General features: G+C 72.4%; 21 protein-coding genes. 17 read left to right on the plus strand and 4 right to left on the minus strand.

The annotated features are described in order from the left end of the window. Window positions 1-49: 49 nt before the first annotated feature. From A6F73_RS30785 to hypE, 15 genes are all read left to right on the plus strand, one after another. Window positions 50-682: a hypothetical protein gene (locus tag A6F73_RS30785; protein WP_159398583.1), complete on the plus strand. Its 633-nt coding sequence runs from the start codon at window positions 50-52 to the stop codon at window positions 680-682. Between the two features lie 141 nt (window positions 683-823). Beyond that, complete coding sequence (locus A6F73_RS30790) at window positions 824-2,806, plus strand: LamG-like jellyroll fold domain-containing protein (protein WP_063350762.1); 1,983 nt, start codon at window positions 824-826, stop codon at window positions 2,804-2,806. A gap of 228 nt (window positions 2,807-3,034) precedes the next feature. Next, window positions 3,035-4,090, plus strand: a complete 1,056-nt coding sequence (locus tag A6F73_RS30795) for a hydrogenase expression protein HypE (RefSeq protein WP_063350763.1) — start codon at window positions 3,035-3,037, stop codon at window positions 4,088-4,090. A gap of 89 nt (window positions 4,091-4,179) precedes the next feature. Beyond that, window positions 4,180-5,964 (plus strand): nickel-dependent hydrogenase large subunit, encoded by a 1,785-nt coding sequence (locus A6F73_RS30800; protein WP_063350764.1) that lies wholly within the window; start codon window positions 4,180-4,182, stop codon window positions 5,962-5,964. After that, a complete protein-coding gene (locus A6F73_RS30805) occupies window positions 5,961-6,422 on the plus strand; it encodes a hypothetical protein (RefSeq protein ID WP_063350765.1) in 462 nt (153 codons plus the stop codon). The genes A6F73_RS30800 and A6F73_RS30805 overlap by 4 nt, the downstream gene beginning before the upstream one ends. Next, on the plus strand, window positions 6,419-7,066 hold the full coding sequence (locus A6F73_RS30810) for a DUF5947 family protein (RefSeq protein ID WP_063350766.1): 648 nt from the start codon (window positions 6,419-6,421) through the stop codon (window positions 7,064-7,066). The genes A6F73_RS30805 and A6F73_RS30810 overlap by 4 nt, the downstream gene beginning before the upstream one ends. After that, complete coding sequence (locus A6F73_RS30815) at window positions 7,063-7,797, plus strand: DUF6084 family protein (RefSeq protein ID WP_244293564.1); 735 nt, start codon at window positions 7,063-7,065, stop codon at window positions 7,795-7,797. The genes A6F73_RS30810 and A6F73_RS30815 overlap by 4 nt, the downstream gene beginning before the upstream one ends. Next, the gene (locus A6F73_RS30820; protein WP_063350767.1) at window positions 7,794-9,164 is read left to right on the plus strand and encodes a hypothetical protein; all 1,371 of its coding nucleotides are present in this window, start codon (window positions 7,794-7,796) and stop codon (window positions 9,162-9,164) included. Before A6F73_RS30815 ends, A6F73_RS30820 begins: the two co-directional genes overlap by 4 nt. Then, window positions 9,161-9,676, plus strand: coding sequence for a hydrogenase maturation protease (locus A6F73_RS30825; protein ID WP_063350768.1), 516 nt, complete (start codon window positions 9,161-9,163; stop codon window positions 9,674-9,676). Before A6F73_RS30820 ends, A6F73_RS30825 begins: the two co-directional genes overlap by 4 nt. A gap of 323 nt (window positions 9,677-9,999) precedes the next feature. Beyond that, the gene (hypA, locus tag A6F73_RS30830; RefSeq protein ID WP_063350769.1) at window positions 10,000-10,380 is read left to right on the plus strand and encodes a hydrogenase maturation nickel metallochaperone HypA; all 381 of its coding nucleotides are present in this window, start codon (window positions 10,000-10,002) and stop codon (window positions 10,378-10,380) included. 5 nt (window positions 10,381-10,385) lie between these two features. After that, window positions 10,386-11,210, plus strand: a complete 825-nt coding sequence (gene hypB, locus A6F73_RS30835) for a hydrogenase nickel incorporation protein HypB (protein WP_063350770.1) — start codon at window positions 10,386-10,388, stop codon at window positions 11,208-11,210. After that, window positions 11,207-13,540 carry a carbamoyltransferase HypF gene (gene hypF / locus A6F73_RS30840; protein ID WP_063350771.1) on the plus strand — a complete coding sequence of 778 codons (2,334 nt, stop codon included), beginning with the start codon at window positions 11,207-11,209 and terminating at the stop codon, window positions 13,538-13,540. The genes hypB and hypF overlap by 4 nt, the downstream gene beginning before the upstream one ends. Window positions 13,541-13,601: 61 nt before the next feature. After that, window positions 13,602-13,907 carry a HypC/HybG/HupF family hydrogenase formation chaperone gene (locus A6F73_RS30845; protein ID WP_063350772.1) on the plus strand — a complete coding sequence of 102 codons (306 nt, stop codon included), beginning with the start codon at window positions 13,602-13,604 and terminating at the stop codon, window positions 13,905-13,907. Beyond that, entirely contained in the window at window positions 13,904-15,028 is a 1,125-nt protein-coding gene (hypD, locus tag A6F73_RS30850; protein WP_063350773.1) for a hydrogenase formation protein HypD, read from the plus strand. The genes A6F73_RS30845 and hypD overlap by 4 nt, the downstream gene beginning before the upstream one ends. Next, on the plus strand, window positions 15,021-16,112 hold the full coding sequence (gene hypE, locus A6F73_RS30855) for a hydrogenase expression/formation protein HypE (protein WP_063350774.1): 1,092 nt from the start codon (window positions 15,021-15,023) through the stop codon (window positions 16,110-16,112). The genes hypD and hypE overlap by 8 nt, the downstream gene beginning before the upstream one ends. A gap of 179 nt (window positions 16,113-16,291) precedes the next feature. Here hypE and A6F73_RS39680 read toward each other — a convergent pair whose 3' ends face one another. Continuing rightward, window positions 16,292-17,557 carry a DUF11 domain-containing protein gene (locus tag A6F73_RS39680; protein WP_244293565.1) on the minus strand — a complete coding sequence of 422 codons (1,266 nt, stop codon included), beginning with the start codon at window positions 17,555-17,557 and terminating at the stop codon, window positions 16,292-16,294. Next, on the minus strand, window positions 17,463-21,032 hold the full coding sequence (locus A6F73_RS43550) for a DUF11 domain-containing protein (protein WP_063350775.1): 3,570 nt from the start codon (window positions 21,030-21,032) through the stop codon (window positions 17,463-17,465). Before A6F73_RS43550 ends, A6F73_RS39680 begins: the two co-directional genes overlap by 95 nt. An 80-nt stretch (window positions 21,033-21,112) precedes the next feature. Here A6F73_RS43550 and A6F73_RS43555 point away from each other — a divergent pair, with 80 nt between their 5' ends. Then, window positions 21,113-21,304, plus strand: a complete 192-nt coding sequence (locus A6F73_RS43555) for a hypothetical protein (RefSeq protein WP_063350776.1) — start codon at window positions 21,113-21,115, stop codon at window positions 21,302-21,304. Between the two features lie 629 nt (window positions 21,305-21,933). On the opposite strand, the gene A6F73_RS30870 is transcribed toward A6F73_RS43555, so the two are convergent. After that, complete coding sequence (locus A6F73_RS30870; protein ID WP_079136163.1) at window positions 21,934-22,527, minus strand: fasciclin domain-containing protein; 594 nt, start codon at window positions 22,525-22,527, stop codon at window positions 21,934-21,936. A 189-nt stretch (window positions 22,528-22,716) separates the two neighbouring features. Further along, window positions 22,717-23,220, minus strand: coding sequence for a GNAT family N-acetyltransferase (locus tag A6F73_RS30875; RefSeq protein ID WP_063350778.1), 504 nt, complete (start codon window positions 23,218-23,220; stop codon window positions 22,717-22,719). Window positions 23,221-23,515: 295 nt separating this feature from the next. Here A6F73_RS30875 and A6F73_RS30880 point away from each other — a divergent pair, with 295 nt between their 5' ends. Further along, window positions 23,516-24,118, plus strand: coding sequence for a hypothetical protein (locus tag A6F73_RS30880; protein WP_244293566.1), 603 nt, complete (start codon window positions 23,516-23,518; stop codon window positions 24,116-24,118). Window positions 24,119-24,303 lie beyond the last annotated feature (185 nt).

Below are 24,303 nucleotides of genomic sequence, written 5' to 3' on the forward strand. Positions count from 1 at the left end.
GCGCGACAATGATGCGATCAAGGGTCAATGGCCAAGGGGGAGAAGGTCGATGAAGCGCGCGAGGACCGTGATGGCCACAGGCCTGGCCGCGGCCGGGGCAGCCGTGGCACTGGCCGGTTGCGGATCGGTGAGCGCACCGGGCAGCGCGACCGGCGGCACACCGGTCGGCAGCGCCCCCAACACCGCGACCACCCCGGCCCGAGAACCCGGTCAGGCCGGGGCCGAGGCCCTGGCCCGCCACGACCGGCTCTTCCCCCAGGTCGCGGCGAAATGCGCGGGCGTCGCCGCCACACCGCCGTCCGCCCCGGCCGCCGCCCCCACGGGCGACGGCGGTACCTGGGCCGACAAGTACGCGGAGAACCACGCCTACAAACAGACCGTCAGGCTCCTCGCCGACGCCCAATGCCGCGGCGCGGCCCACGCGGCACGGATCGCGGACGCCCTGCGGCCCGCCGGTGCGTCGGCCGTCCTCGACGAAGCCGGCCTCCGCGCGGCCCTCCAACGCCTCGGCTACCCGGCCGAGCTGGTCAACGTCCGCACCTCCGCCGGCGCCCCCGGCTTCGACCTCGAAATCCCCGAAGCCGTCCTCTGCGTCAGCGGCCTGCTGACCGCCCGGCCCGACATCCACCCGCACGGCATGTACCTGGACGGCGGCTGCACCGAGCCCAAGGGCGGCCACTGACCCTGTGGGCGTGTTCCACGGAGGTGGCCGACGGGGGACGTTCCCCGGGCGTTCACCGTGCGGAGGCCGGCCGTCCGGTCAGCGGTCCGCGTCGTGCCCCTAGCGTCGCGATCACCGTGTACGGCCCGAGGAGCTGCCCCGATGAACCACCATCAGAACGACCTTCCCCACGATGACCACGGGTCGAGCTGCCCGCGGACCGTCGGGTTCGACTCCGACGCGCCGGCGGCGGCCGGACGCCGCGCCTTCCTGCGCGCGACGGGGCTGGTCGGCGCCGGGCTGGCGGTCCTCGGGGCGGGCTCCACAACGACGGCGACGGCGGCAGCGGCGGACGGGCCCACCGACGCGACGGCCGACGCCTTCGGCGCGCCCGCCGCCGCGGACGACGGCCGGGGCGCCTGGGATCCGGACCCGGACGGCCCCCGCTTCTCCCTGGCGGTGATGCCCGACACCCAGTACCTCTTCGACGACGACCGGATCCACCCCGCCCCGCTGGAGGCCTCGCTGCGCCACGTGCTGGACGGCAGCGACGAGAACTTCGTCTTCCTCGCGCACCTGGGCGACGTCACCCAGAACGGCAAGGCCGAGGAGTTCGCCGCCGCGGGCAAGGCCTTCACCCTCCTCGACCGCCACGGCGCGGCCTACAGCGTCCTGGCCGGCAACCACGACGTCGGATCGGGCGGCGACGACCAGCGGGGCCGGACGGCGTACCTGGACACCTTCAACCCGGCCCGGTTCGCCCGCTCTGCGACTTTCAAGGGCGCGAGCCCGGACGGCTACAACACCTACCACCTGTTCCGGGGAGCCGGCCGGGACTGGATGGTGCTCTCGCTGGACTGGCGGCTGTCCGACCGCGGCTTCGCCTGGGCGAACTCGGTGATCGCCCAGCACCCGACCGTGCCGGTCATCCTCACCACCCACGACCTCGCCTACGCCGACGACGGCGGCGCCGCCCAGCTGTCCGACCACGGGCACGCCCTCTGGGACAGGCTGATCAGCGGCAACGACCAGATCTTCCTCACCCTGAACGGCCACTACTGGCCGCCCGGCAGCACCACGCTGACCAACAAGGCCGGCCACGACGTCCACGTCCACATCACCAACTACCAGAACCGGTACTACGGCGGCGCGGCGATGATCCGCGCCTACCGATTCGACCTGGACCGCAACACCATCGACGTGCGGACGTACTCGCCCTGGATCCAGCAGCTGGCGGCCGAGAAGGTCAACCGCCTCGCCAGCGAGGAGATCGAGCTGACCGGCCCGGTGGACAGCTTCTCGGTGCAGGTGGACTTCGCGCGGCGGTTCGCCGGCTTCGCCCCGGTCCCGGCCCGCCCGGCCCGCCCCGCGCGGCAGCTGACGATCCCGGGCACGGTCGCCTACTGGCGCTTCGACGGCGGACGGCCGGACGGCAGCGCCGTCGCCGACTCCCAGGTCGTCAAGGACCTGAGCGGCCACGGCAACGACCTCGTGAAGCAGACCGCCCCGGGCAGCCCGGCCGGGACGCTCACCTGGTCCGCCGAGTCCCACCCCGACCAGCCCGGCCGCGGCAGCCTCTACTTCGCGGGCCGGGGCAAGCCGGTCCAGGGCGCGTACCTGCAGACCGTCGCCAAGGCCCCGATGAACGCCGACACCTTCCAGCAGGGCTACACCTTCGAGGCGTTCTTCAAGCTGCCGGCCGACTGGGACGCCGGCCGCAACGCCTGGACGGCGCTGCTCAGCCGCTGGGGCACCAGCGGGGAGGCGGGGAAGAGCGGCCCCGACACCGACCCGCAGGAGCCGGTCGCCACGCTCAGCCTGTCCGGCGGGCGGGAACTGCAGTGGTGCGTCTACCCGACCAACCTGAGCGGCCCCGTCACCAACTGGGGCCACGAACTCCCGCTCGGCGCCTGGTGGCACGTCGCGGTCGTCAACAACAAGCGGCTCACCCGGATGTACGTGAACGGCTGCGAGGTCGTCCGCAACCCCTCGACACCGTCCGAGGGCCTCAGCACCCTCGGCCACCCCTGGCTGCTCGGCGGCTACGAGTACGGCGGCGCGCTCAACCAGGTGTTCCACGGCTGGATCGGCGACGTCCGCGTGGTCAACCGCCCCCTGCCGGTCCGGGACTTCATGATCTCCTGACACCCCGCGCCACCGACGTCCCCGCGCCACCGCGCCCGCCCGGGCACGGTGGCGCGGCGCTTTTCGGTGGCTCGCCGAGCCCGTCCGACGGCCACCCGGACGGGTGCGCCGGCTTGCGTCCCTTCGAGCGACCTGTCCGGCTCTCTGGACCGGCGGCCGGACTGAACTGCTGCTATGAATTTTTTGAGCCTATCTGTCCGGCTCCCGTTTTTTTGAGGAGGCATCCTCATGGGTGCGGTTGCAACAACTTCAGCCGACGCCGCCGTGGTGCACATTCTCTGGATCAATGCGGGTCTGAGCTGCGACGGGGACTCGGTCTCCCTGACCGCGGCGATGCAGCCCAGCATCGAGGAGATCGTCACCGGCGCACTCCCCGGCCTGCCGAAGGTCGCCGTCCACTGGCCGCTGATCGACTTCGAGTGCGGTCCGGTCCAGGGCGCGGACAACTTCGTGGAGTGGTTCTTCAAGGCGGACCGCGGCGAGCTCGACCCCTTCGTCCTGGTCGTCGAGGGTTCCATCCCGAACGAGACGATCAAGGAGGAGGGCTACTGGTGCGGTTTCGGCGACGACCCGGACACCGGCCAGCCGATCACCACCAGTGAGTGGCTGGACCGCCTCACCCCCAAGGCCACCGCGGTGGTCGCCATCGGCACCTGTGCCACCTACGGCGGCATCCACGCGATGGCCGGCAACCCGACCGGTGCCATGGGCGTGCCCGACTACCTGGGCTGGGACTGGAAGTCCAAGGCGGGCCTGCCGATCGTCTGCGTGCCGGGCTGCCCGATCCAGCCCGACAACTTCGCCGAGACGCTGACCTACCTGCTGTACCAGCTGGCCGGTTCCGCGCCGATGATCCCGTTGGACGACAAGCTGCGTCCGGCCTGGCTGTTTGGCGCGACCGTGCACGAGGGCTGCGACCGCGGCGGGTACTACGAACAGGGCCAGTTCGCCACCGACTACGGCACGCCCGAGTGCCTGGTGCGCCTCGGCTGCTGGGGCCCGGTCGTCAAGTGCAACGTCGCCAAACGCGGCTGGATCAACGGCATCGGCGGCTGCCCCAACGTCGGCGGCATCTGCATCGCCTGCACCATGCCGGGCTTCCCCGACAAGTTCATGCCGTTCATGGACCCGCCGCCCGGCTCCCGGGTCTCCACGGGCGCCAGCTCGGCGTACGGGGCGGTGATCCGCCGCCTGCGCACGATCACGGCCCGGACGGTCGACCAGGAGCCCAAGTGGCGGCACACCGGGCGCCGCCTGACCACCGGTTACCGCCCGCCGTGGTGACCCCTTTCCCCCTTCGGCCCGCCCGCCCCGCCCGGGGCGGGCGGGCCGTTGCAGAGCCTCCTCCCGCTGACAGAAGGGCATGACAGACGATGGCACCGACGACCAGGACGGCCGGCGACGGCAACGGTCTGGTGGAGATGTCCTGGGACCCGATCACCCGGATCGTGGGCAGCCTGGGCATCCACACGAAGATCGACTTCAAGCAGAAGAAGGTCGCGGAGTGCTACAGCACCTCCTCGGTCTTCCGCGGCTACAGCGTCTTCATGCGCGGCAAGGATCCGCGCGACGCGCACTTCATCACCAGCCGGATCTGCGGCATCTGCGGCGACAACCACGCCACCTGTTCGGTCTACGCGCAGAACATGGCCTACGGGGTCAAGCCCCCGCACCTCGGCGAGTGGATCATCAACCTCGGCGAGGCCGCCGAGTACATGTTCGACCACAACATCTTCCAGGAGAACCTGGTCGGGGTCGACTACTGCGAGAAGATGGTCCGCGAGACCAACCCCGGCGTCCTGGAACTGGCCGAACGCACCGAGGCACCCCACGCCGGCGACCACGGGTACCGCACCATCGCCGACATCATGCGCTCACTGAACCCCATCGAGGGCGAGTTCTACCGCGAGGCGCTCCAGGTCAGCCGCTACACCCGGGAGATGTTCTGCCTGATGGAGGGCCGCCACGTGCACCCCTCCACCCTCTACCCCGGCGGCGTCGGTACGGTGGCCACCGTCCAGCTGTTCACCGACTACCTGACCCGGCTGATGCGCTACGTGGAGTTCATGAAGAAGGTCGTGCCGCTGCACGACGACCTCTTCGACTTCTTCTACGAGGCCCTGCCCGGCTACGAGGAGGTCGGCCGGCGCCGCGTCATGCTCGGCTGCTGGGGCAGCCTCAACGACCCGGACCACTGCGACTTCACCTACCGCAACATGACGGACTGGGGCCGGCGGATGTTCGTCACCCCGGGCATCGTGGTGGACGGCAAGCTCGTCACCAACGACCTCACCGAGATCAACCTCGGCATCCGCATCCTGCTCGGCAGCTCCTACTACGAGGACTGGCAGGGCAAGGAGCTCTTCGTCACCCACGACCCGCTGGGCAACCCCGTCGACCCCCGCCACCCCTGGAACCAGCACACCATCCCCGCCCCGCAGAAACGCGACTTCGACGACAAGTACAGCTGGGTGATGTCCCCCCGCTGGTTCGACGGCAAGGACTACCTCGCCCTCGACACCGGCGGCGGTCCGATCGCCCGCCTGTGGTCCACCGCGCTGTCGGGACTGGTCGACATCGGCTACATCAAGGCCACCGGACACAGCGTGCAGATCAACCTGCCGCGCTCCATGACCAAGCCGGAGACCACCTTCGAGTGGAAGATCCCGCAGTGGAGCAACGCCATCGAACGCAACCGCGCCCGCACCTACTTCCAGGCCTACGCGGCCGCCGCGGCCCTGCACTTCGCCGAGAAGGCGCTCGACGAGGTCCGCGCCGGGCGCAGCCAGACCTGGGAGCGCTTCGAGGTGCCGGACGAGTCGATCGGCTGCGGCTTCACCGAGGCCGTACGCGGCGTGCTGTCCCACCACATGGTGATCCGGGACGGCAAGATCGCCAACTACCACCCCTACCCGCCGACCCCGTGGAACGCCAGCGTCCGCGACAGCTTCGGCACCCCCGGCCCCTACGAGGACGCCGTCCAGAACACCCCGATCTTCGAGGAGAACCCCCCGGAGACCTTCAAGGGCATCGACATCATGCGCGCCGTGCGCAGCTTCGACCCCTGCCTGCCCTGCGGCGTCCACATGTACCTGGGCGACGGCAGGACGGTGCAGACCATGCACGTGCCCACCGGGCTGAGCGGACTCACCGCATGACCCCGGAACAGGCGGGGGCCCGCATCCAGGAGGCCCTGGACCACCTGGCCGGCGCCGACGCGCAGGAGGCCGGCGAGCACCTCGTCCGCGAACTGATGGCCCTCTACGGCGACGCCCTGGCCCGCCTCGTCCAGGCCCTGCCGCCCGCCGTGCTGGCCCGGCTGCTGGACGAACCGTCGCTCGCCGGGCTGCTCGTCCTGCACGACCTGCACCCCGAGGACGTCACCGCCCGCATCACCCGCGCACTCGCCACCCTGCCCGAACCGGTCGACCTGGCCGCCTTCGACCCCGCCACCGGCACCGCCCGGCTGCGCCGCACCCGCAGCGGCTGCGGGTGCGGCGAACAGGACATCGAGAACGCCCTGGCCTGCCACGCGCCCGAGGTCACCGCGGTCGAACTCGAACGCCCCGCAGAACTGCTGCAGATCGGCGCTCGGCCCCCGGCGGGCCCGCGATGACCTTCCGCCAGCTCGACCGGCCCGGCACCGCGCTGCTGCGCCGGCTGCGGGAGCCCGCACCCCCGCAGCCGCAACGCTGCGAGTTCTGCGGCCGGCACCTGCCCGCCGAGCACCGCCACCTGGCGGACACCGACCAGCAGGCGCTCACCTGCGCCTGCACCGCCTGCGCCCTGCTGTTCCAGCAGCCCGGCGCGGCCGACGGCCGCTACCACGCCGTCCCCGACCGCTACCTGACCGACCCGGCCCACCCCCTCGGCGAGGACGCCTGGGCCGCCCTCGGCATCCCCGTCGCCACCGCGTTCCTGCTGCGCACCACACGACTGCAGCGGTCCGTCCTGCTCTACCCAGGCCCGGGCGGCGCGACCGAGGCCGAACCCGACGAGGCCGCCTGGCAGGCCGCGCTCGGCGGCAGCCGCCTGTACGCCGCACTGCGGCCGGACGTGGAGGCGCTGCTGCTGCGGCGCGACACCGACGGCATCCAGTGCTACCTGGTGCCGGTCGACGTCTGCTACGAACTCGTCGGCCGACTGCGGCGCTGCTGGAAGGGCTTCGACGGCGGGGCCGAGGCCCGCGCCGAACAGACCGCCTTCTTCGACCGCCTGGCGGCCCGGTCCCGCGTCCTCCCCGAAGGCGGCGCCCGGTGACCTCGATCTCCTTCGCCTGCACCGGAGTGCGGGCCGATCCCTACGGCGCCGGGCCCGCCCTGGTCTTCCGGCTGCGCATCACCGCCCCCGCCGAGGTGCGGGTGCACGCGCTGGCGCTGCGCTGCCAGCTGCGGATCGAACCGGCCCGGCGCCGCTACGGCGACGCCGAGGGCGGGCGGCTGACCGACCTGTTCGGCGAGCGCTCACGCTGGGCCGGCACCCTCCACCCGGTCCAGTTCGCCCAGGTCCCGCTGCTGGTCGGCGCGTTCACCGGCGAGACCGAGACCGACCTGGTGGTGCCCTGCACCTACGACATGGACGTCTCCGCCGCCCGCTACCTCGCCGCACTGGACGACGGGGACGTGCCGCTGCTGCTGCTCTTCTCGGGCACCGCCTTCGCCGGCCCCGGCGGCTTCCAGGTCACCCCGGTGGCCTGGGACCAGGAAGCCGCCGTGCGGATGCCGGTCAAGGTCTGGCGGGAGGCGATCGACGCGCACTTCCCGGGCTGCGGCTGGCTCCGGCTGCCCGCCGACCTGATGGCCGAACTGCTCGCCTACCGCTCCCGGCGCGCCCTGCCGTCCTGGGAGGCCACCGTGCGCGAACTGCTCGGCACGGCCCAGACCGTGAAGCCGTCCCAGACCGTGAAGCCGACCCAGGCCGCAGAGACGACCCGGACCGCGAAGCCACCCCAGGCCGTCACGGCGGCCCAGACCGCGAAGGGGGAGCGGTGACCGCGCCCGCCCACGAGAGCGAGAACAGGTTCGCCCACGCCCGGCAGATCGCCGACGCCGTCCTGTTCGAGGGCTACGTGCTCTACCCCTACCGGGCGTCAGCGGCCAAGAACCGGCTGCGCTGGCAGTTCGGCGTCCTGACCCCGCCGCGCTACGGCGCCGACAGTGGCGAGCACTCCCACCAGCGCACCGAATGCGTGATGGAAGCGCGCCAGGGCGACCAGCTGGCCGTCGAACTGCGCTTCCTGCGCCTCCAACGGCGGACGGTCCAAGAAGCAGGCAGACAGGGCGGATTCCGGACCGTCGAGGAGCTGGAGCTCGCCGACCGGGTGCTCGTCCCCTGGGACGAAGGGGTCGAGGAACGGATCGAACTCCTCATCCCAGTCGAGGAATTGGCGGCCGGTGAAGCTGTCCGCAGCTTCGAACTCGACGCGTCCGAGGACGAGGAACGGCTCGTCGAGGACGGCACGTTGGCCGGGCGGCTCCTGCGCCGCCGGGAACGGGTCCAGGGCCGCCTGCGGATCACCACCCAGGACGTACCCGGCCCCTACCGGGCGCAGCGGCTGACCGTCCTGGTGGAGAACACCTCCGACTGGGACCCGTTCCCCGGCACCCGCCGCGAGACCGCACTGGCACACGCCCTCGTCTCGGCCCACCTGCTGCTCGGCCTCGACCGCGGCTCCTTCCTCTCGGCGACCGACCCGCCCGAGTGGGCGGGCGAGGCGGTGCGCGCCTGCCGCAACGAGCACACCTGGCCCGTGCTGGCAGGCCCGCCCGGCAGCGGCAAGGTGCTGCTCTCCTCGCCGATCATCCTGGAGGACCACCCGCACATCGCCCCCGAGAGTCCCGGCGCGCTCTACGACGCCACCGAGATCGACGAGATCCTCGCGCTGCGCACCGCGGCCCTGACCGAGCGGGAGAAGCGCGAGGCCCGGGGCACCGACGACCGGGCCGGCGCGGTGATCGACCTCGCCGACTCGATGCCCCCCGAGATCCTGGAACGGCTGCACGGCGCCGTCCGGGGGCTGCGCGAACTCACCCACCCCGAAGCCGGGGCGGACCGGCCCTGGTGGGACCCGGGCAACGACCCGCAGACCGACCCCGGACGGGACCAGGTGATGATCGACGGCCGCCCGGTCGCCGCCGGCAGCCGAGTGCGGCTCCGGCCCGGTCGCCGCCGCACCGACGCCCAGGACCTGTTCCTGCACGGGCGCACCGCGCTGGTGGAGGCGGTGCTGCACGACGTCGACGGTTCGGTGCACCTGGCCGTCACCGTGGACGACGACCCGGGCGCCGACCTGTGGCGGGCGCAGGGCCGCTTCCGGTACTTCCAGCCGGACGAGGTCGCGTTGGTGGAAGAGCGGTGAGCGCCGACCGGACCGGGCGGGTCCTGGTCGCCGGGGTCGGCAACATCTTCCTCGGCGACGACGGCTTCGGGGTCGAGACCGTCCGGCGCCTCGCCGCCCGGGAGCTGCCCGCCGGCGTCGAGCTCCTCGACGTGGGCGTGCGCGGCGTCCACCTGGCCTACCAACTCCTCGACGGCTACCGGACGCTGGTGCTCGTCGACGCCACCGCGCGCGGCGGCGAGCCGGGGACGGTGTACCTGATCGAAGCGGACGCCGGACCGGTGGAGTCGATGGTCCTGGACGGCCACCGGATGGGCCCGGACGCCGTGCTCGCCCTGCTCGCCACCCTGGCCGCCGGAACGGGCGGCACCGCGCCCGGGCGGGTCCTGGTGGTCGGCTGCGAACCCGCCTCACTGGAGGAGGGAATCGGACTGAGCACCCCGGTGGCCGCCGCCGTCGACGAGGCGGTCGCCGTGATCCTGCGCGTCCTCACCACGGACGCACCCACCCACAGAGAGGCGGCACCATGCTGAAGAACCTCGCCGTCGCGGCCGCCGCGGCCGTCCTGGCCGCAGCCGCGGCGCTGATCTGGCAGAGCCTTCCCGACCTGAGGCGCTACCTGCGGATCCGGCGGATGTAGGAGCGGACGCGGTAGCGGAGCAGTACGCGCGGGGACCACCACCGGCGTGCTGCGAACAGGTAGTCACGGATACGGCGGCGGCGCGGCTTCGAGCCGTTCCCGCCGCCGCACCCTGTAATGGGGCCTGTTGCTCACGGGGCCTGTTGCTCGTGGGGCCCGGACACCGGGCCCGCACCCCCAGGGAGCCGACGCCCCCAACCGCGGGAAACGAGACAGATGCACGAGATGTCGATCGCGACGGCCGTCGTCGACCAGGTGGACCGGGCCGCCCGCGCACACGGGGAGAGCGCCGTGGCCAGAGTGCGGCTGCAGATCGGCGAACTGGCCGGAGTCGTCCCGTCAGCACTCGACTTCTGCTTCGAACTGGCCTGCGCCGGAACGCTGTTGGAAGGTGCGGTACTGGAGACCGAGGCCGTCGCCGCACGGGCGAAGTGCACGCCCTGCGGGGTCGAGTGGAGCGTCGGCATGCCGCCCGACCTGGGCTGCCCGCGCTGCGCCGGTGCCAGGGTCGAACTGCTGGCCGGGCGTGAGCTGCAGATCCTCGGCGTCGAGTGGTCCGAGCCCCCGGCGGGCGCCCGGACCGATCAAGGAGGCTGAAACCGATGTGTCGCACCGTTGATCTCCGGCAGGCGGTTCTCGCCCGCAATGACGACGACGCCCGGCGGCTGCGGGCGGAACTGGCCGCCCGGGGCACTGTCGTGGTGAACCTGCTGTCCAGCCCGGGCAGCGGCAAGACGGCGCTCCTGGAGGCCGAACTCGGCCTGGCCCGGGAGCGCGAGGTGCCCGTCGCGGCCCTCACCGCCGACCTCGCCACCGAGAACGACGCGCGTCGGCTGGCCCGTTCGGGCGCGCCGGTGAAGCAGGTCCTCACCGACGGCCTGTGCCACCTGGAGACGGCGATGTTGCGCGGGCACCTGGCCGGCTGGTTGCCGCCGGACACCCGGCTGCTGTTCGTCGAGAACGTCGGCAACCTGGTCTGCCCCGCCTCCTACGATCTCGGCGAGTCGCTGCGGGTCGTCCTCGCCTCGGTCACCGAGGGGGAGGACAAGCCGCTCAAGTACCCGACCGCCTTCGGACTGGCCAACCTGGTGCTGGTCACCAAGGCGGACCTCGCCGTCGCGGCACAGTTCGACGAAGCGGCCTTCCTCGCGAGCGTCGCGCGGGTCAACCCGGGGGTGGAGGTGGTCTTCACCTCGGCCCGCACCGGGCAGGGTGCCGGGGCGTTGCTGGACCGGGCGCTCGCGGTGCTGGCCGGCGCGCAGGTCCACCGGCCGGTGATGGCCGGCGCGCACGACCACACCCACGACCACAGCCACGACCACGACCACACCCACGACCACGGCAACAACCACAGCCACGGCAACGGCAACGACCACGCCCACGCGGGGGCCCACGACCACCCGCACCCGGCCGTGGACCTGTCGTGACCACGGATCAGCAGCCGCCCCTGCTCCAGCGCCGCCGGGTCGCCGTGCGCGGACTCGTCCAAGGCGTCGGATTCCGACCGTTCGTCTTCACCCTCGCCACCGAACTCGGCCTGTCCGGCAGCGTCACCAACACCGGCGAGGGCGTACTCGCCGAGATCGAGGGCACCGGCGAGGCGGTGACCGCGTTCTGCCGACGCATCGCCAGCGACGCGCCCCGGCTCGCCGACGTCGCCTCGGTGGACCACCAGCCGCTGGCCGTCACCGGCACACCGGGCTTCGTCATCACACCCTCCCGCGCCGACGGACCGCACCGCACCCAGATCCCCCCGGACACCGCCACCTGCGCCGACTGCCTCGCCGAACTGGCCGACCCCGCCGACCGTCGCTACCGGCACCCGTTCATCAGCTGCACCAACTGCGGGCCCCGGCACACCATCGTCACCGCCCTGCCGTACGACCGGGCCAACACCACGATGGCGGCCTTCGCGATGTGCCCCGACTGCGCCCGCGAGTACGCGGACCCGGCCGACCGGCGTTTCCACGCCCAGCCCGTCGCCTGCCACACCTGCGGCCCGACCCTCACCCTGTCCGTCCCCGGGCTCCCCGTGCTCGACGGCGAGCAGGCGCTCACCGAGGCCCGGCGCCTGATCACCTGCGGAGCGGTCCTGGCCGTCAAGGGCATCGGCGGCTACCACCTGGCCTGCGACGCCACCGACGCGGATACCGTCGCCCTGCTGCGCCGGCGCAAGCGGCGCGGTGACAAGCCCTTCGCCCTGATGGCCCGCGACCTCGAACAGCTCAGGGCACTGGCGGCATCCGGGGCGGTGGAGCTGGGGCCCGTCGAGGAAGAACTGCTCACCGGCCCGGTGCGGCCGATCGTACTGCTGCGCCGGGGGGCACACCGGCTCGCGGAGCTGGAAGCCGCCGCTCCGCGCAGCCCCGACCTCGGCGTGCTGCTGCCGTACACCCCGCTGCACCACCTCCTGCTCGCCCCTCCCGGCCCCGGACTGCTGGTCATGACCAGCGCGAACCTGTCCGGCGAGCCCATCGTGACGGACGACCGGGAGGCCCTCGCCCGTCTCGCCCCGCTGGTCGACGGCTGGCTCACCCACGACCGCCCCATCCACGTGCCCTGCGAGGACTCCGTGGTGCGGGTGGTGGACGGGCAGCTGTTGCCGGTACGGCGCTCGCGCGGCTACGTGCCGCTCCCGGTGCCCCTGCCGGTGCCGGTGCGGCCCGCGCTGGCCGCGGGCGGCGACCTCAAGAACACCTTCGCGCTGGCCCGGGACGGCTACGCCTGGCTGTCCGGCCACCTCGGCGACATGGACGACCTCGCCACCCTGCGGGCGTTCGACCGCGCGGTGGACCACCTCGGGGCTGTCACCGGCGTGCAGCCCGAGGTGCTCGTCGTCGACCGCCACCCCGGCTACCGCTCCGCCCGGCACGTGCGCAGGTCGGCCCGGGGCCGTGAGGTACGGGACGTCCAGCACCATCACGCGCACATCGCCTCGGTGATGGCCGAGCACGGCCTCGACGGCAGCCGGCCCGTGATCGGGATCGCCTTCGACGGCACCGGTTACGGAGTGGACGGCGCGGTGTGGGGCGGAGAAGCGCTGCTGGCCGACTACCGGGGCTTTCGGCGTCTCGCCCGGCTCGACTACGTTCCGCTGCCGGGGGGCGATGCGGCCGTGGTGCGTCCGTACCGGATGGCGCTGGCCCATCTGCGGGCGGCAGGGCTCCCGTGGGCGGCCGGCCTGCCGCCGGTGCGCTCCTGCCCTGAAGGCGAACTCCGACTGCTGTCACAGCAGTTGGATCGATCGGTGAACTGCGTGCCGACCTCCAGCATGGGCCGGCTGTTCGATGCCGTGTCCTCGCTGGCCGGGGTCTGCCAGAAAGCCGGGTACGAGGCGCAGGCGGCGATCGAGCTGGAGGCGGCCGCCCTCACGCACGGGCCGGTGCCAGGCCCGGGGGAGGGCTACGCATTCCAACTCGTCGACGAGGGCGGGACGGTGACCGCCCGACCCGGGCCGGTGCTGGCTGCGGTGGTGGCGGACCTGGCAGCAGGGGCGCCGCCCGGGCTGATCGCCGCCCGGTTCCATGCGGCGGTGGCCGCGCTGGTGCGGGCGGTGTGCGCCGATATCAGGCGGCGGCACGGCACCGGGACGGTCGCGCTGAGCGGCGGCGTCTTCGCCAACGCGCTGCTGTCCTCGGCATGCGCGCGGGGTCTGGCGGAGGACGGGTTCACCGTGCTGCGGCACCGCCGGGTGCCGCCCAACGACGCGGGGCTCGCGCTCGGCCAGTTGATGGTGGCGGCGCGGGCCGACGACTGAGCGCCCCGCACGTACGGAGTTCGGCAGGTTCGGAGGAACCGGAGAGAGGAGGGAGACCGCAATGTGCCTGGCGGTACCCGGAAGAGTGTTGGAGATCGCGGAATGCGACGGGACCAGGATGGCGGTCGTCGACTTCGGCGGGGTCGTCAAGGACGTGTGCCTGGAATACCTGCCGGACCTGAAGGTGGGCGAGTACGCCATCGTCCACGTCGGGTTCGCGCTGCAGCGGCTGGACGAGGAATCGGCCCGCCGGACCTTGCAGCTGTTCGAGGAACTCGGCCTGCTCCAGGAGGAGTTCGGCGACCCCTGGGAGGCCGCGGCTGCCGCGGCTACGGCGGCCTCGGCGAAGCAGGAGGAGGAACGGTGAGATACCTGGAGGAGTTCCAGAACCCCGAGCTGGCCGGCGGTCTGCTCGCCGACATCAGGGCGACGGTCACCCGGCCGTGGGCGCTGATGGAGGTGTGCGGCGGCCAGACGCACAGCATCATCCGCCATGGGATCGACCAACTGCTGCCGCCCGAGGTCGAGTTGATCCACGGCCCGGGTTGCCCGGTGTGCGTCACCCCGCTGGAGGTGATCGACAAGGCGCTGGAGATCGCGGCCCGGCCCGAGGTGATCTTCTGCTCCTTCGGCGACATGCTGCGCGTGCCCGGAACCGGCCGCGACCTCTTCCGGGTGCGCGGCGAGGGCGGCGACGTCCGGGTGGTGTACTCCCCGCTGGACGCGCTGCGGATCGCCGAGGAGAACCCGCACCGGGAGGTCGTCTTCTTCGGCATCGGCTTCGAGACGACCGCCCCACCCAACGCCATGGCGGTGCACCAGGCCAGGAAGCGGGGCATCGGCAACTTCAGCATGCTGGTCTCGCACGTACGGGTGCCACCCGCCATCGAGGCCATCATGAACTCGCCGCAGTGCCGGGTCCAGGGCTTCCTCGCCGCCGGACACGTGTGCAGCGTGATGGGCACCGACGAATACCCCGCGCTCGCCGAACGCCACCGGGTGCCGATCGTCGTCACCGGCTTCGAACCGCTGGACATCCTGGAGGGAATCCGGCGCACCGTACGGCAGTTGGAGTGCGGCGAGCACACCGTCGACAACGCCTACGCGCGGGCCGTACGCCCGGAGGGCAACCCGGCGGCCCGGGCCATGTTGGAGGACGTCTTCGAAGTGACCGACCGGGCCTGGCGCGGCATCGGCGTCATCCCGGACAGCGGCTGGCGGCTTTCCCCGCGCTACCGCGACCACGACGCCGAGCACCGCTTCGACGTCGCGCGGATCACCACCGTCGAACCCGCGCAGTGCCGCAGCGGGGAAGTCCTCCAGGGGCTGCTCAAGCCGCACCAGTGCGAGGCCTTCGGCACCGCCTGCACCCCGCGCACCCCGCTCGGCGCCACCATGGTCTCCAGCGAGGGCGCCTGCGCCGCCTACTACCTCTACCGGCGGCTCGACGCGCCGGGCATGGCCCGGGAGGCGAGCCCCGTTGGCTGAGACCCAGACCCAGACCCAGACCGGCGCCGGCGGCGCCCCGGACCTCCTCGGATGGAGCTGTCCACTGCCGCTGCGCGACCACCCCCGGGTGGTGATGGGGCACGGCGGAGGCGGGGTGCTGTCAGCCGAACTGGTGGCGAACCTGTTCGCCCCGGCCTTCGGCGGGCCGGTGCTCGCCGGGCTCGCGGACTCGGCGGTCGTCGAGCTCGGCGGTGCCAGACTCGCCTTCTCCACCGATTCCTACGTCGTGCGGCCGCTCTTCTTCCCCGGCGGCAGCATCGGTGACCTCGCGGTCAACGGCACCGTCAACGACCTGGCCATGAGCGGGGCCCAGCCGGCCTATCTGTCCTGCGGCTTCATCCTGGAGGAGGGCGTGGAGACGGCCGTGGTCGCGCACGTCGCCCAGGCGCTGGGCGCCGCCGCCCGGGCCGCCGGGGTGGAGGTGGTCACCGGCGACACCAAGGTCGTCGAGGCCGGGCACGGCGACGGCGTGTACCTGAACACCGCCGGCATCGGGCTCGTCCCCGCCGGAGTCGACATCCGGCCGCAGCGTGCCGCCCCCGGCGACGTGGTGATCGTCAGCGGTGAGATCGGACTGCACGGCGTGGCCATCATGAGCGTGCGCGAGGGTCTGGAATTCGGCGTTGAGATCGAGAGCGACTGTGCCGCTCTCAGCTCACTGGTGGCCGCGATGCTGGCCGTCACACCCGACCTGCACGTCCTGCGCGACCCCACCCGGGGCGGCCTCGCGGCGGCGCTCGGCGAGATCGCCGAGGCCGCCCGGGTGGGTGTCGTGGTGAACGAGCGCGCCGTCCCCGTGCCCGCGCAGGTCGCCAACGCCTGTGCGATCCTCGGTCTCGACCCGTTCTACGTCGCCAACGAGGGCAAGCTGGTCGCCTTCGTCCCGCGCGAGCACGCCGACGCCGTCCTCGCCGCGATGCGGGCGCACCCGCTGGGCGTGCGCTCGGCAGTGATCGGCGAGTGCGTGGCGGACCACCCCGGCATGGTCGTCTGCCGCACCCCCTTCGGCGGCACCCGCGTCATCGACCTGCCGATGGGGGAGCAACTCCCGCGGATCTGCTGAGGGCTCCGCCCGCCTCGTGCGGGTGGGGGACAAGGATCGGGGCTCGTACCGGCTTCACCGGTACGAGCCCCGATCCTTGTCCAGGGCGTGCGATCAGCCTGGGTGCACCAGGGCCGCACGGTCCGACGCAACCGGGATCCTGCCGGTCCCGGGTGTGCCCGGGACCGGCAGGGCGGCGGTCAGCGGCGGGTCCGGCGGAGCGTCAGCAGCAGGCCGCCCGCGGCGAGCATCGCGAAGGCCGCCAGGCCCGCCAGGGGCATCGGGTCCGACCCGGTGGGGGGCAGCGGGCCGCCGGTGGGGCTGGGCGAGGGCTGCGACGGGTTGACGGCGATGCTGGTGGCGCAAGGTCCGCCGGTGGTCGCCGACGGCTGCGGCACCTCCCGCGCGGAGCGGAGCGACCGGTTTGCCGAAGCGGGGCAGTTGCTGCCGTCGCCGAGCGAGACGACCCGGTTGTCGAGGCGCTTGCCGCCGGCGTCGGACTTGACGGTGAAGGTGTAGACGAGGGTCTCGGTGGCTCCGGGGCGGAGGTCGAGGGTCCAGGTCAGGCGCGGCGGGCTGTAGGAGATCCGGCCGATGGTGGCGTGGGCGTCACCGTCATAGCCGGCGGCGTCCAGGATGCCGGTGAAGTCGTCGACGACGACGGCGCCGTGGTAGGTGCCGCTGGCGCGGTTCGTGGCGGTGACGGTGTAGGTGACCTTGTCACCGGGGTCGGGCTTGGCCGGGGAGACCTGCTTGGCGAGGCGCAGGTCGTGCCGGACGGTGATCGGCTCCGTCGGGGTGGCCACGGCCGTGTGCGTGGGCTTCGCCGGGTCGGGGCCGCCGGTGACGACGGCGGAGTTCACCGGCACCTCCGTCGCGTCCGGAGAGAGGGTCCCGCTGAGGGTGTAGGTCGCGGTGGCGCCGACGGCCAAGTCGATGGCCGGGCAGGTGGCGACGCCGCCGCTGTCAGGGCAGGGCATGCCGTCGGCGTCGGCGGTCAGCACCGGGTGGTCCACCTGCTGCGGGAACCGGTCGGTGACCACGACGTTGCGGGCCCGCGAGGGGCCGTCGTTGGTGACGCTGACCCGCCAGGAGATCGGCCCGCCGGCCACGACCGGGGAGGTCAGCAGCACCTTGGAGACCGTCAGACGGGCCTGCTGGACCGGCGAACCGGTCGGTGAGGCGACGGCGGTGTGGGTGGATGTGGCGGGGTCGGGCCCGCCGGTGACGACCGCGGTGTTCACCGGTGTGCTGGTGGCCGCGGGGTCGAGCGTGCCGGTGAGCGTCCAGCTCGCGGTGCCCCCGGCGGGGATCTCGACCGCCGGGCAGGTGGCGACGCCGGCGGCGACGGCGCAGCTGGCCCCGCTCGTGTCATCGGCCATCGCGGGGTTGTCGACGCCGTCCGGGATCCGGTCGGTGACCACGACGTTCCGGGCCCGCGAAGGACCGTGGTTGGTGACCGTCACCCGCCACCGGATCGGGCCGCCCGGCACCACCGGATCGGTGAGCAGGATCTTGGAGGCGGTCAGGTTCGCCTGCGGCGACGGGGAGCCGGTGGGCGAGGCCACGGTGGTGTGCGAGGAGGCCGTGGGGTCGGGGCCGCCGGTGACGGTGGCGCCGTTGGTGGGAGTGACCGTGGCGTTGGGGTCGAGGACGCCGCTCAGGCTGTAGCTGTGCGACTGACCGACCTCCAGCTCGATGGCCGGGCAGGTTGCGACGCCGCCTGAGACCGGGCAGGCGGCCCCGTCGGTCTCGGACGTCATGGTCGGGCTCGACACTCCCGCTGGGATCCGGTCCGTGACGACGACGCTCCGGGCCCGCGAAGGACCGTTGTTCGTGACGGTGACCCGCCACTGGATCTGCTGCCCGGGCACCACCGGGTTCGTCACCAGCACCTTGCCGAGCGTCAGGTTCGCCTGCGGGGTGACGGCGCCGGTGGGGCTGGCGACCGCCGTGTGTGGGCGTGGCCGGGTCCGGGCCGCCGGTGACGGTCGCGGTGTTCCCGGGCACGGCCGTGGCGTCCTGGGCGAGCATGCCGGTGAGGGTGAAGGTCGAAGTCGCGCCGACCGGGATCTCCACCGCCGGGCACGTCGCCGCGCCGGTGCTGACCGGGCAGGACGAGCCCGTGGCGTCCACGGTCATCATGGCGCCGACCACCTGGTCCGGGATGCGGTCGCTGACGACCACATTGCGGGCGGTCGACGGCCCCCGGTTGGTGACGGCGACCCGCCACGAGATCGGCTGGCCGGGCACCACCGGGTCGGTGAGCAGGATCTTCGTCACGGTCAGGTTCGCCTGCGGCTGGGCCGTCTCCGTGGGAGTCGCCGTCGCCGTGTTGTTCGACGGGTTGGGGTCCGGACCGCCGGAGACGGAGGCGACGTTCACGGGCGTGCTGGTCGCGGCGGCGGCGGCGTCGAGCGTGCCGGTGACGGTGTAGGAGGCGATGCCGTCGGCCGGGATCTCGACGGCCGGACAGGTCGCCGTGTTGCCGGCGATCGGACACGGCGTGCCGTCGGCGTCGGCGGTCACGGCCGGATTGTGGACCTCCGCCGGGACGGTGTCGGTGACGACCACGTTCCGTGCCCGGGAGGGGCCGTTGTTGGTGACCGTCACCCGCCACTGGATCGGGCCGCCCGGCACCACGGAACCGGTGACCAGCACCTTGGAGAGCGTGAGGCTGGCCTGCGGCGAGGGCGAGTTGGTCGGGGTCGCGACGGCGGTGTGCGTGGGCGTCGCCGGGTCGGGGCCGCCGGTCACGATGGCGGTGTTGGTGGGCGTGGTGGTCGCGTCCGAGGCCAGGGTGCCGGTGAGGGTGTACGACTGCGACTGGCCGACGGCGAGCTCGATGGCGGGGCAGGTCGCCCGGTTCCCGGTGATCGGGCAGAGGCTGCCGTCCGCGTCCCGGGCCAGGGACGGGTTCGCGACACCGTCAGGGACGGTGTCGGTGACGACCACGTTCCGGGCCGTGCTCGGTCCGTTGTCGGTCACGGTGATCCGCCACTGGATCTGCTGTCCGGGCACGACCGGGTTGGTGAGCAGCACCTTCGACACCGTCAGGCTGGCCCGTCCTGAGGGGGTGGTGGTCGGTGAGGCGACGGCGGTGTGGGTGGGTGTGGTGGGGTCGGGGCCGCCAGTCACGATGGCGGTGTTGGTGGGTGTGGTGGCCGCGGGGTCGAGGGTGCCGGTCAGCGTCCAGGTCGACGTCTGGCCGACGGGGATCTCGACGACCGGGCACGTCGCCGTCCCGTTGGCGATCGGGCAGGTCGTGCCGTCTGCGGCCGTCATGCTGGCGTTGGTCACGCCCGTCGGTACCTGGTCGGTGACGATGACGTTGCGGGCTTCGCTGGGGCCGTTGTTGGTGACGCTGACCTGCCATTGGATCTGCTGTCCTGGCACGACCGGGTTGGTGACGAGCACCTTGGAGACGGTCAGGTTCGCCTGCGGCGAAGGCGAGTTGGTTGGTGAGGCGACTGCGGTGTGTGTGGGTGTCGCGGGGTCGGGGCCGCCGGTGACGGTGGCGGTGTTGGTGGGTGTGGTGGCCGCGTTGGGGTCGAGGGTGCCCGTCAGTGTCCAGGCGCGTGTCTGGCCGGCCGGGATGTTCGCTCCTGGGCAGGTGGCGGTGCCGTTGGTGATCGGGCAGTTGGTGCCGTCGGCGTCAGCCTTCATCGAGGCAGCTGTGACACCGGCCGGCACCTGGTCGGACACCACCACATTCTGGGCGGTGCTCGGTCCGTTGTTGGTGACGGCTACCTGCCACTGGATCTGCTGTCCGGGTACGACTGGGTTGGTGAGCAGCGTCTTGGAGACCGTGAGGTTTGCCTGCGGTGAGGGCGAGTTGGTCGGTGAGGCGACGGCGGTGTGGGTGGGTGTGGTGGGGTCGGGGCCGCCGGTCACGGTGGCGGTGTTGGACGGTGTCGTCGTGGCATCGGGGCCGAGGGTGCCGGTGAGTGTCCAGGTGAGTGTTTGACCGACGGGGATGTCCACCCCCGGGCAGGTGGCGGTGCCGTTGGTGATGGGGCACGCTGTGCCGTCTGCGGCCGCCATGTTGGCGTTGGTCACGCCGGTTGGTACCTGGTCGGTGACGATGACGTTGCGGGCTTCGCTGGGGCCGTTGTTGGTGACGCTGACCTGCCACTGGATCTGCTGTCCGGGCACGACCGGGTTGGTGACGAGCACTTTGGAGACGGTCAGGCTCGCCTGCGGTGACGGCGAGCCGGACGGGGTCGCGACGGCGGTGTGCGTCGGGGTGGCCGGGTCGGGACCGCCCGTCACCGTCGCCGTGTTGGACGGTGTCGTCGGGGCGTTCGGGCTGAGGGTGCCGGTGAGCGTCCAGGTGAGCGAGCCGCCGACGGGGATCTCGACGGCGGGGCAGGTTGCCGTCCCGTTGGTGATCGGGCAGTTGGTGCCGTCGGTGTCGGCCTTCATCGACGCGCCGGTCACCCCGTTGGGCACGGTGTCGCTGACGACCACGTTCCGGGCCCGCGACGGCCCGTTGTTGGTCACGGTCACCTGCCACTGCACCTGTTGTCCGGGCACCGCCGGGCTCGTCAGCAGCGCCTTCGACACCGTCAGGTTTGCCTGCGGCGAGGGGGTGGTGGTCGGCGAGGCCACCGCTGTACGCGTCGGGGTCGCCGGGTCGGGGCCTCCGGTGACCGTGGCGGTGTTGGTGGGGGAGGTGGTGGCGTCGGGCGACAGCGTGCCGGTGAGCGTCCAGGAGAGCGAGCCGCCGACGGGGATCTCGACAGCCGGACAGGTGGCAGTCCCGTTGCTGATCGGGCAGTTGGCGCCGCCGGTGTCGGCCGTCATGGAGGCGCCGGTCACTCCGCTGGGCAGGGTGTCGCTGACCACGACGTTGCGGGCCCGCGACGGGCCGCTGTTGGTCACCGTGATCCGCCACTGGATCTGCTGTCCGGGCACCACCGGGTTGGTGAGCAGGACCACCGGCCGCCGGGGTGGTGGCGTCGGCGCCGGGCGAGGAGCCGCCGCCACCACCGGCGATGAGCAGCGGGGTGGTTCCGTAAGTGCCGTTCCACACGGCGCTCAGCCCGCCGCCGCTGCCGCCCGTCGCGCTGGCGCCGGCGGCGTTCGTGAAGCCCTGGCCGCCGGCGCCGCCGCCGCCGTACGTCGGGCTGGTGCTGTTCATCACGCCGCCCTGCCCGGAGGTGACGGTGAGCCGCTGGCCGGGCGTCACGGCGAGGGTGCCGGTGGTGTAGCCGCCGCCACCGCCTCCGTACTGGCCGGTGTAGTAGGGGCGGGGGGGACCCGGCGCCGCCGGCGCCGAAGACGCGGGCGTAGACGCTGCTCACCCCGGCGGGCACGGTGAAGGTCTGGTCGCCGCCGCTGTAGGTGAAGCGGACGCAGTTGGTGTTGGTGGCGGACGGCGTGCAGGAGACCTGGGCGCGGTTCCGTTCGACGAGGCCCGGGGCGGTTCGCTGCGGGTGTACGGAGGCGGCGAGGGCGAACCCTCCTTGCGGCACCAGGCACAGCAGCGCGAGGACGCCACGCAGCAGCATGGACACTGGATCGTCGACCAACGACCGCACCGGACGCCCCGGCGCCTCCTCTCGCGATCACGCGTCAGCACGCGTGCGCGACCAGGAATAACCGACGTCACGGTAGGCAACGGTCACTCGCAACCCGTGTCATCTGATCATTACGTGGGAATCCCTGCTATTGGCCCATGAGGAGGCCTCGGCCGGGTCTCGCGGGCGGCGACGGAGTTGCTGCTCCTGCCCCGGAGGACTCCGGTCGGAAACCCGCCCGGAACGACGGGTCGGGGCGGGGAGCACCCGCCCCGACCCGTGTGTCGACGTTTCCAGCTCGGTCAGTGCGCTCAGCGCGTTCAGCCGAACACCGGCACCTGGTCCAGCACCGCCAGCCGCGCGTTCGCCGTCCGGATGCTGCCGCACACCACCTGCGCACCGCCGATCCGGTAGTCGTCCCCGCTGCCGGTCGCCTTGATCGCCGCACCCTGCAGCGAGGTGTAGGACTTGTCCGCCAGATCGGCCTTCCGCAGGTCCCGGACCACGATCAGCCGGCGCAGCAGATCGCTCGCGCCGGGCTGGGCGCCCAGGACCTTCTTCTGGTCCTCCGACAGCTTGGCGAAGGCCGCGTCGTTCGGGGCGAAGACGGTGACGTTGTCCATCGAGTCGAAGACGTCCTTGGCCTTGGCCGTCTTGATCAGCGAGGACATCGCGGTCAGGTCCTTGGTCTGGTCGATCGCGGACAGCACCGGGATGCCGCCCATCGAGGCCAGGCTCCCGGGGCCGTCGGCCGGCAGCGCAGCGCAGTTCGGGCCGAACGCCTGCTCCGGCGGGGGAGGTGCGGCGACCGCCGGCGCGGCAGCGTCGCTGCCCACACCGGTGCAGCCCGCGAGCGGCACGAGGGCCAGCGCGAAGGCTGCGGTCAAGACGGGGCGGGTCGTGCGACGACGCATGCGAAGTCCTCCTCAAGGGGGCGAACCGGCCTATCCGGGCTGAATGCGCTCAGATAGTGACACGGGAACGGGGTGATCCCCGGGACTGACCTCACTTGACGAACCGTCACTGGACAACCTCCGGCTCCGGCGGACCGGCTCGCCCGGCCGACGGGCGAGCCGAACGGGATGTCCTCGCCCGGATCCTCGTCAGGGGGTGAGTCGGAACGCCTCCAACTCCATGCCGTACCAGCGGGTGGTGCGGCCCAGCGCGGTCATGCCGAGCCGGTGGCAGACGGCCAGCGACGGCCGGTTGTCCGGCCGGACCACCGCGTGGATCTCGGCCAGGCCGTCCGCGAATCCCTTGGCCACGGCGCCCTGCGCGGCCTCGGTGGCGTAGCCCTGCCCCCAGCTGTCCGGATGGAGGTGCCAGCCGACCTCGACCTCTCCGTCGCCGTCCGGGATCGGGATGAGCAGGACGGAGCCGGCGACCACACCGGTGTCCTTCCGTTCCGCCGCCCAGGTGCCGAAGCGCGGGTCGGCCGAGCGGGAGCGGAAGCGTTCGATCGCCGCCTCGGCGTCAGTGAGGTTTTCCAGGGTGCGGGGATCGCGGCCCAGCCACTGCGTCACCTCCCAGCGGGAGTAGATGTCGAGTGCCCGCTCGCGGTCCTCGGGCTGCCACTGGCGTATCGTCAGGCGATTGGTCGTGAACATGGACGTGATTCTGCTCCGACTGACCTGCGGGTGCCAGGCGCAGGCGCTTTCGGCATCGACCGCGAGGCTTCCACCGCACGGCGCTTCCGTCGCGGAGCTTCCATCCCGCAGCTTCCACCGCCCCGACCGGACGGGCTCCCGTGCGCAGGGCGACTTTGGGCCAAGATTGCCTGTTCATGCGATCAGCACATGTTGTGCACACCTCCTCCCCGTAGGGTGTGGCCGTCCCATCCCGGGTTCCCCCGTCAACGGGCCGCATCGTGCTGCCCGCCGCTTGGACTGGAGTGAATTGACCATGTCTGACCGCCACTTGTGGAAGCGCCTGACAACTGCCGTCGTCCGCAGGGGAGTCGGCGCCACCCTGGGCGCCCTCGCGCTGATCGCGGCCTTCGTCCTCGCGGGAACCGCCGCCGGGACGTCGAGTGCGGCGGCCCAGCCGGCCGGCTGGGGCGGCCCCGGCAAGTGGGCCTGCTCCGGCGCACCCGTCCAGTCCGGATGGGTCATCACCATCTACGACCGGACCGGCTGCAACGGCTCCGGTTCCTGGTACCAGGAACCGGTCAAGGACGGGATCTGGACCTGTTCGGGCTCGCCGATCGTCCCCGGGTACGTCATCACCGACCACATCCAGACCGGCTGCAACGGCATCGGCTCCTGGCGGCACAGCCTCCCGAAGGACGGGATCTGGACCTGCGGCGGATCGCCGGTCGTCAGCGGCTACGTCATCACCGACTACATCCGCAACGGCTGCAACGGTGTCGGGTCCTGGCGGCACAACCTCGCACGCGTCGGCCTGTGGACCTGCCCGGGATCGCCCATCCCGGCCGGCTTCCGCGCCACCACGTACAGTGCCGGCGGGTGCAGCGGCCTCGGCGCCTGGGCCCTGATGCGCGCCTGACCCCAGCTGGCCGGCCCGGAGGCACCGCGCACTCGTCGTGCTGGTGCCTCCGTCGCGCTCCCACAACGGCAGCGGGTCGAAGCCGAAGCCGTCGCCGCCGACGCGCACAGCGCCGAGATCCATGCCGGCCATCGTGTCCACACAACGGATGGTTGTGCCCTCCCGACGGATCAGTTGTTTGATCC

It is taken from the genome of Streptomyces sp. MJM8645, assembly GCF_001625365.1.
Classification (GTDB): domain Bacteria; phylum Actinomycetota; class Actinomycetes; order Streptomycetales; family Streptomycetaceae; genus Kitasatospora.

Excerpts from the sequence above, each read along its gene's own strand:
- A6F73_RS30785 (WP_159398583.1), top strand. The coding sequence starts at position 50 with ATGAAGCGCGCGAGGACCGTGATGGCCACAGGCCTGGCCGCGGCCGGG.
- A6F73_RS30790 (WP_063350762.1), top strand. The coding sequence starts at position 824 with ATGAACCACCATCAGAACGACCTTCCCCACGATGACCACGGGTCGAGC.
- A6F73_RS30795 (WP_063350763.1), top strand. The coding sequence starts at position 3,035 with ATGGGTGCGGTTGCAACAACTTCAGCCGACGCCGCCGTGGTGCACATT.
- A6F73_RS30800 (WP_063350764.1), top strand. The coding sequence starts at position 4,180 with ATGGCACCGACGACCAGGACGGCCGGCGACGGCAACGGTCTGGTGGAG.
- A6F73_RS30805 (WP_063350765.1), top strand. The coding sequence starts at position 5,961 with ATGACCCCGGAACAGGCGGGGGCCCGCATCCAGGAGGCCCTGGACCAC.
- A6F73_RS30810 (WP_063350766.1), top strand. The coding sequence starts at position 6,419 with ATGACCTTCCGCCAGCTCGACCGGCCCGGCACCGCGCTGCTGCGCCGG.
- hypA (WP_063350769.1), top strand. The coding sequence starts at position 10,000 with ATGCACGAGATGTCGATCGCGACGGCCGTCGTCGACCAGGTGGACCGG.
- hypB (WP_063350770.1), top strand. The coding sequence starts at position 10,386 with ATGTGTCGCACCGTTGATCTCCGGCAGGCGGTTCTCGCCCGCAATGAC.
- A6F73_RS30845 (WP_063350772.1), top strand. The coding sequence starts at position 13,602 with ATGTGCCTGGCGGTACCCGGAAGAGTGTTGGAGATCGCGGAATGCGAC.
- A6F73_RS30870 (WP_079136163.1), bottom strand. The coding sequence starts at position 22,527 with ATGCGTCGTCGCACGACCCGCCCCGTCTTGACCGCAGCCTTCGCGCTG.
- A6F73_RS30875 (WP_063350778.1), bottom strand. The coding sequence starts at position 23,220 with ATGTTCACGACCAATCGCCTGACGATACGCCAGTGGCAGCCCGAGGAC.
- A6F73_RS30880 (WP_244293566.1), top strand. The coding sequence starts at position 23,516 with ATGTCTGACCGCCACTTGTGGAAGCGCCTGACAACTGCCGTCGTCCGC.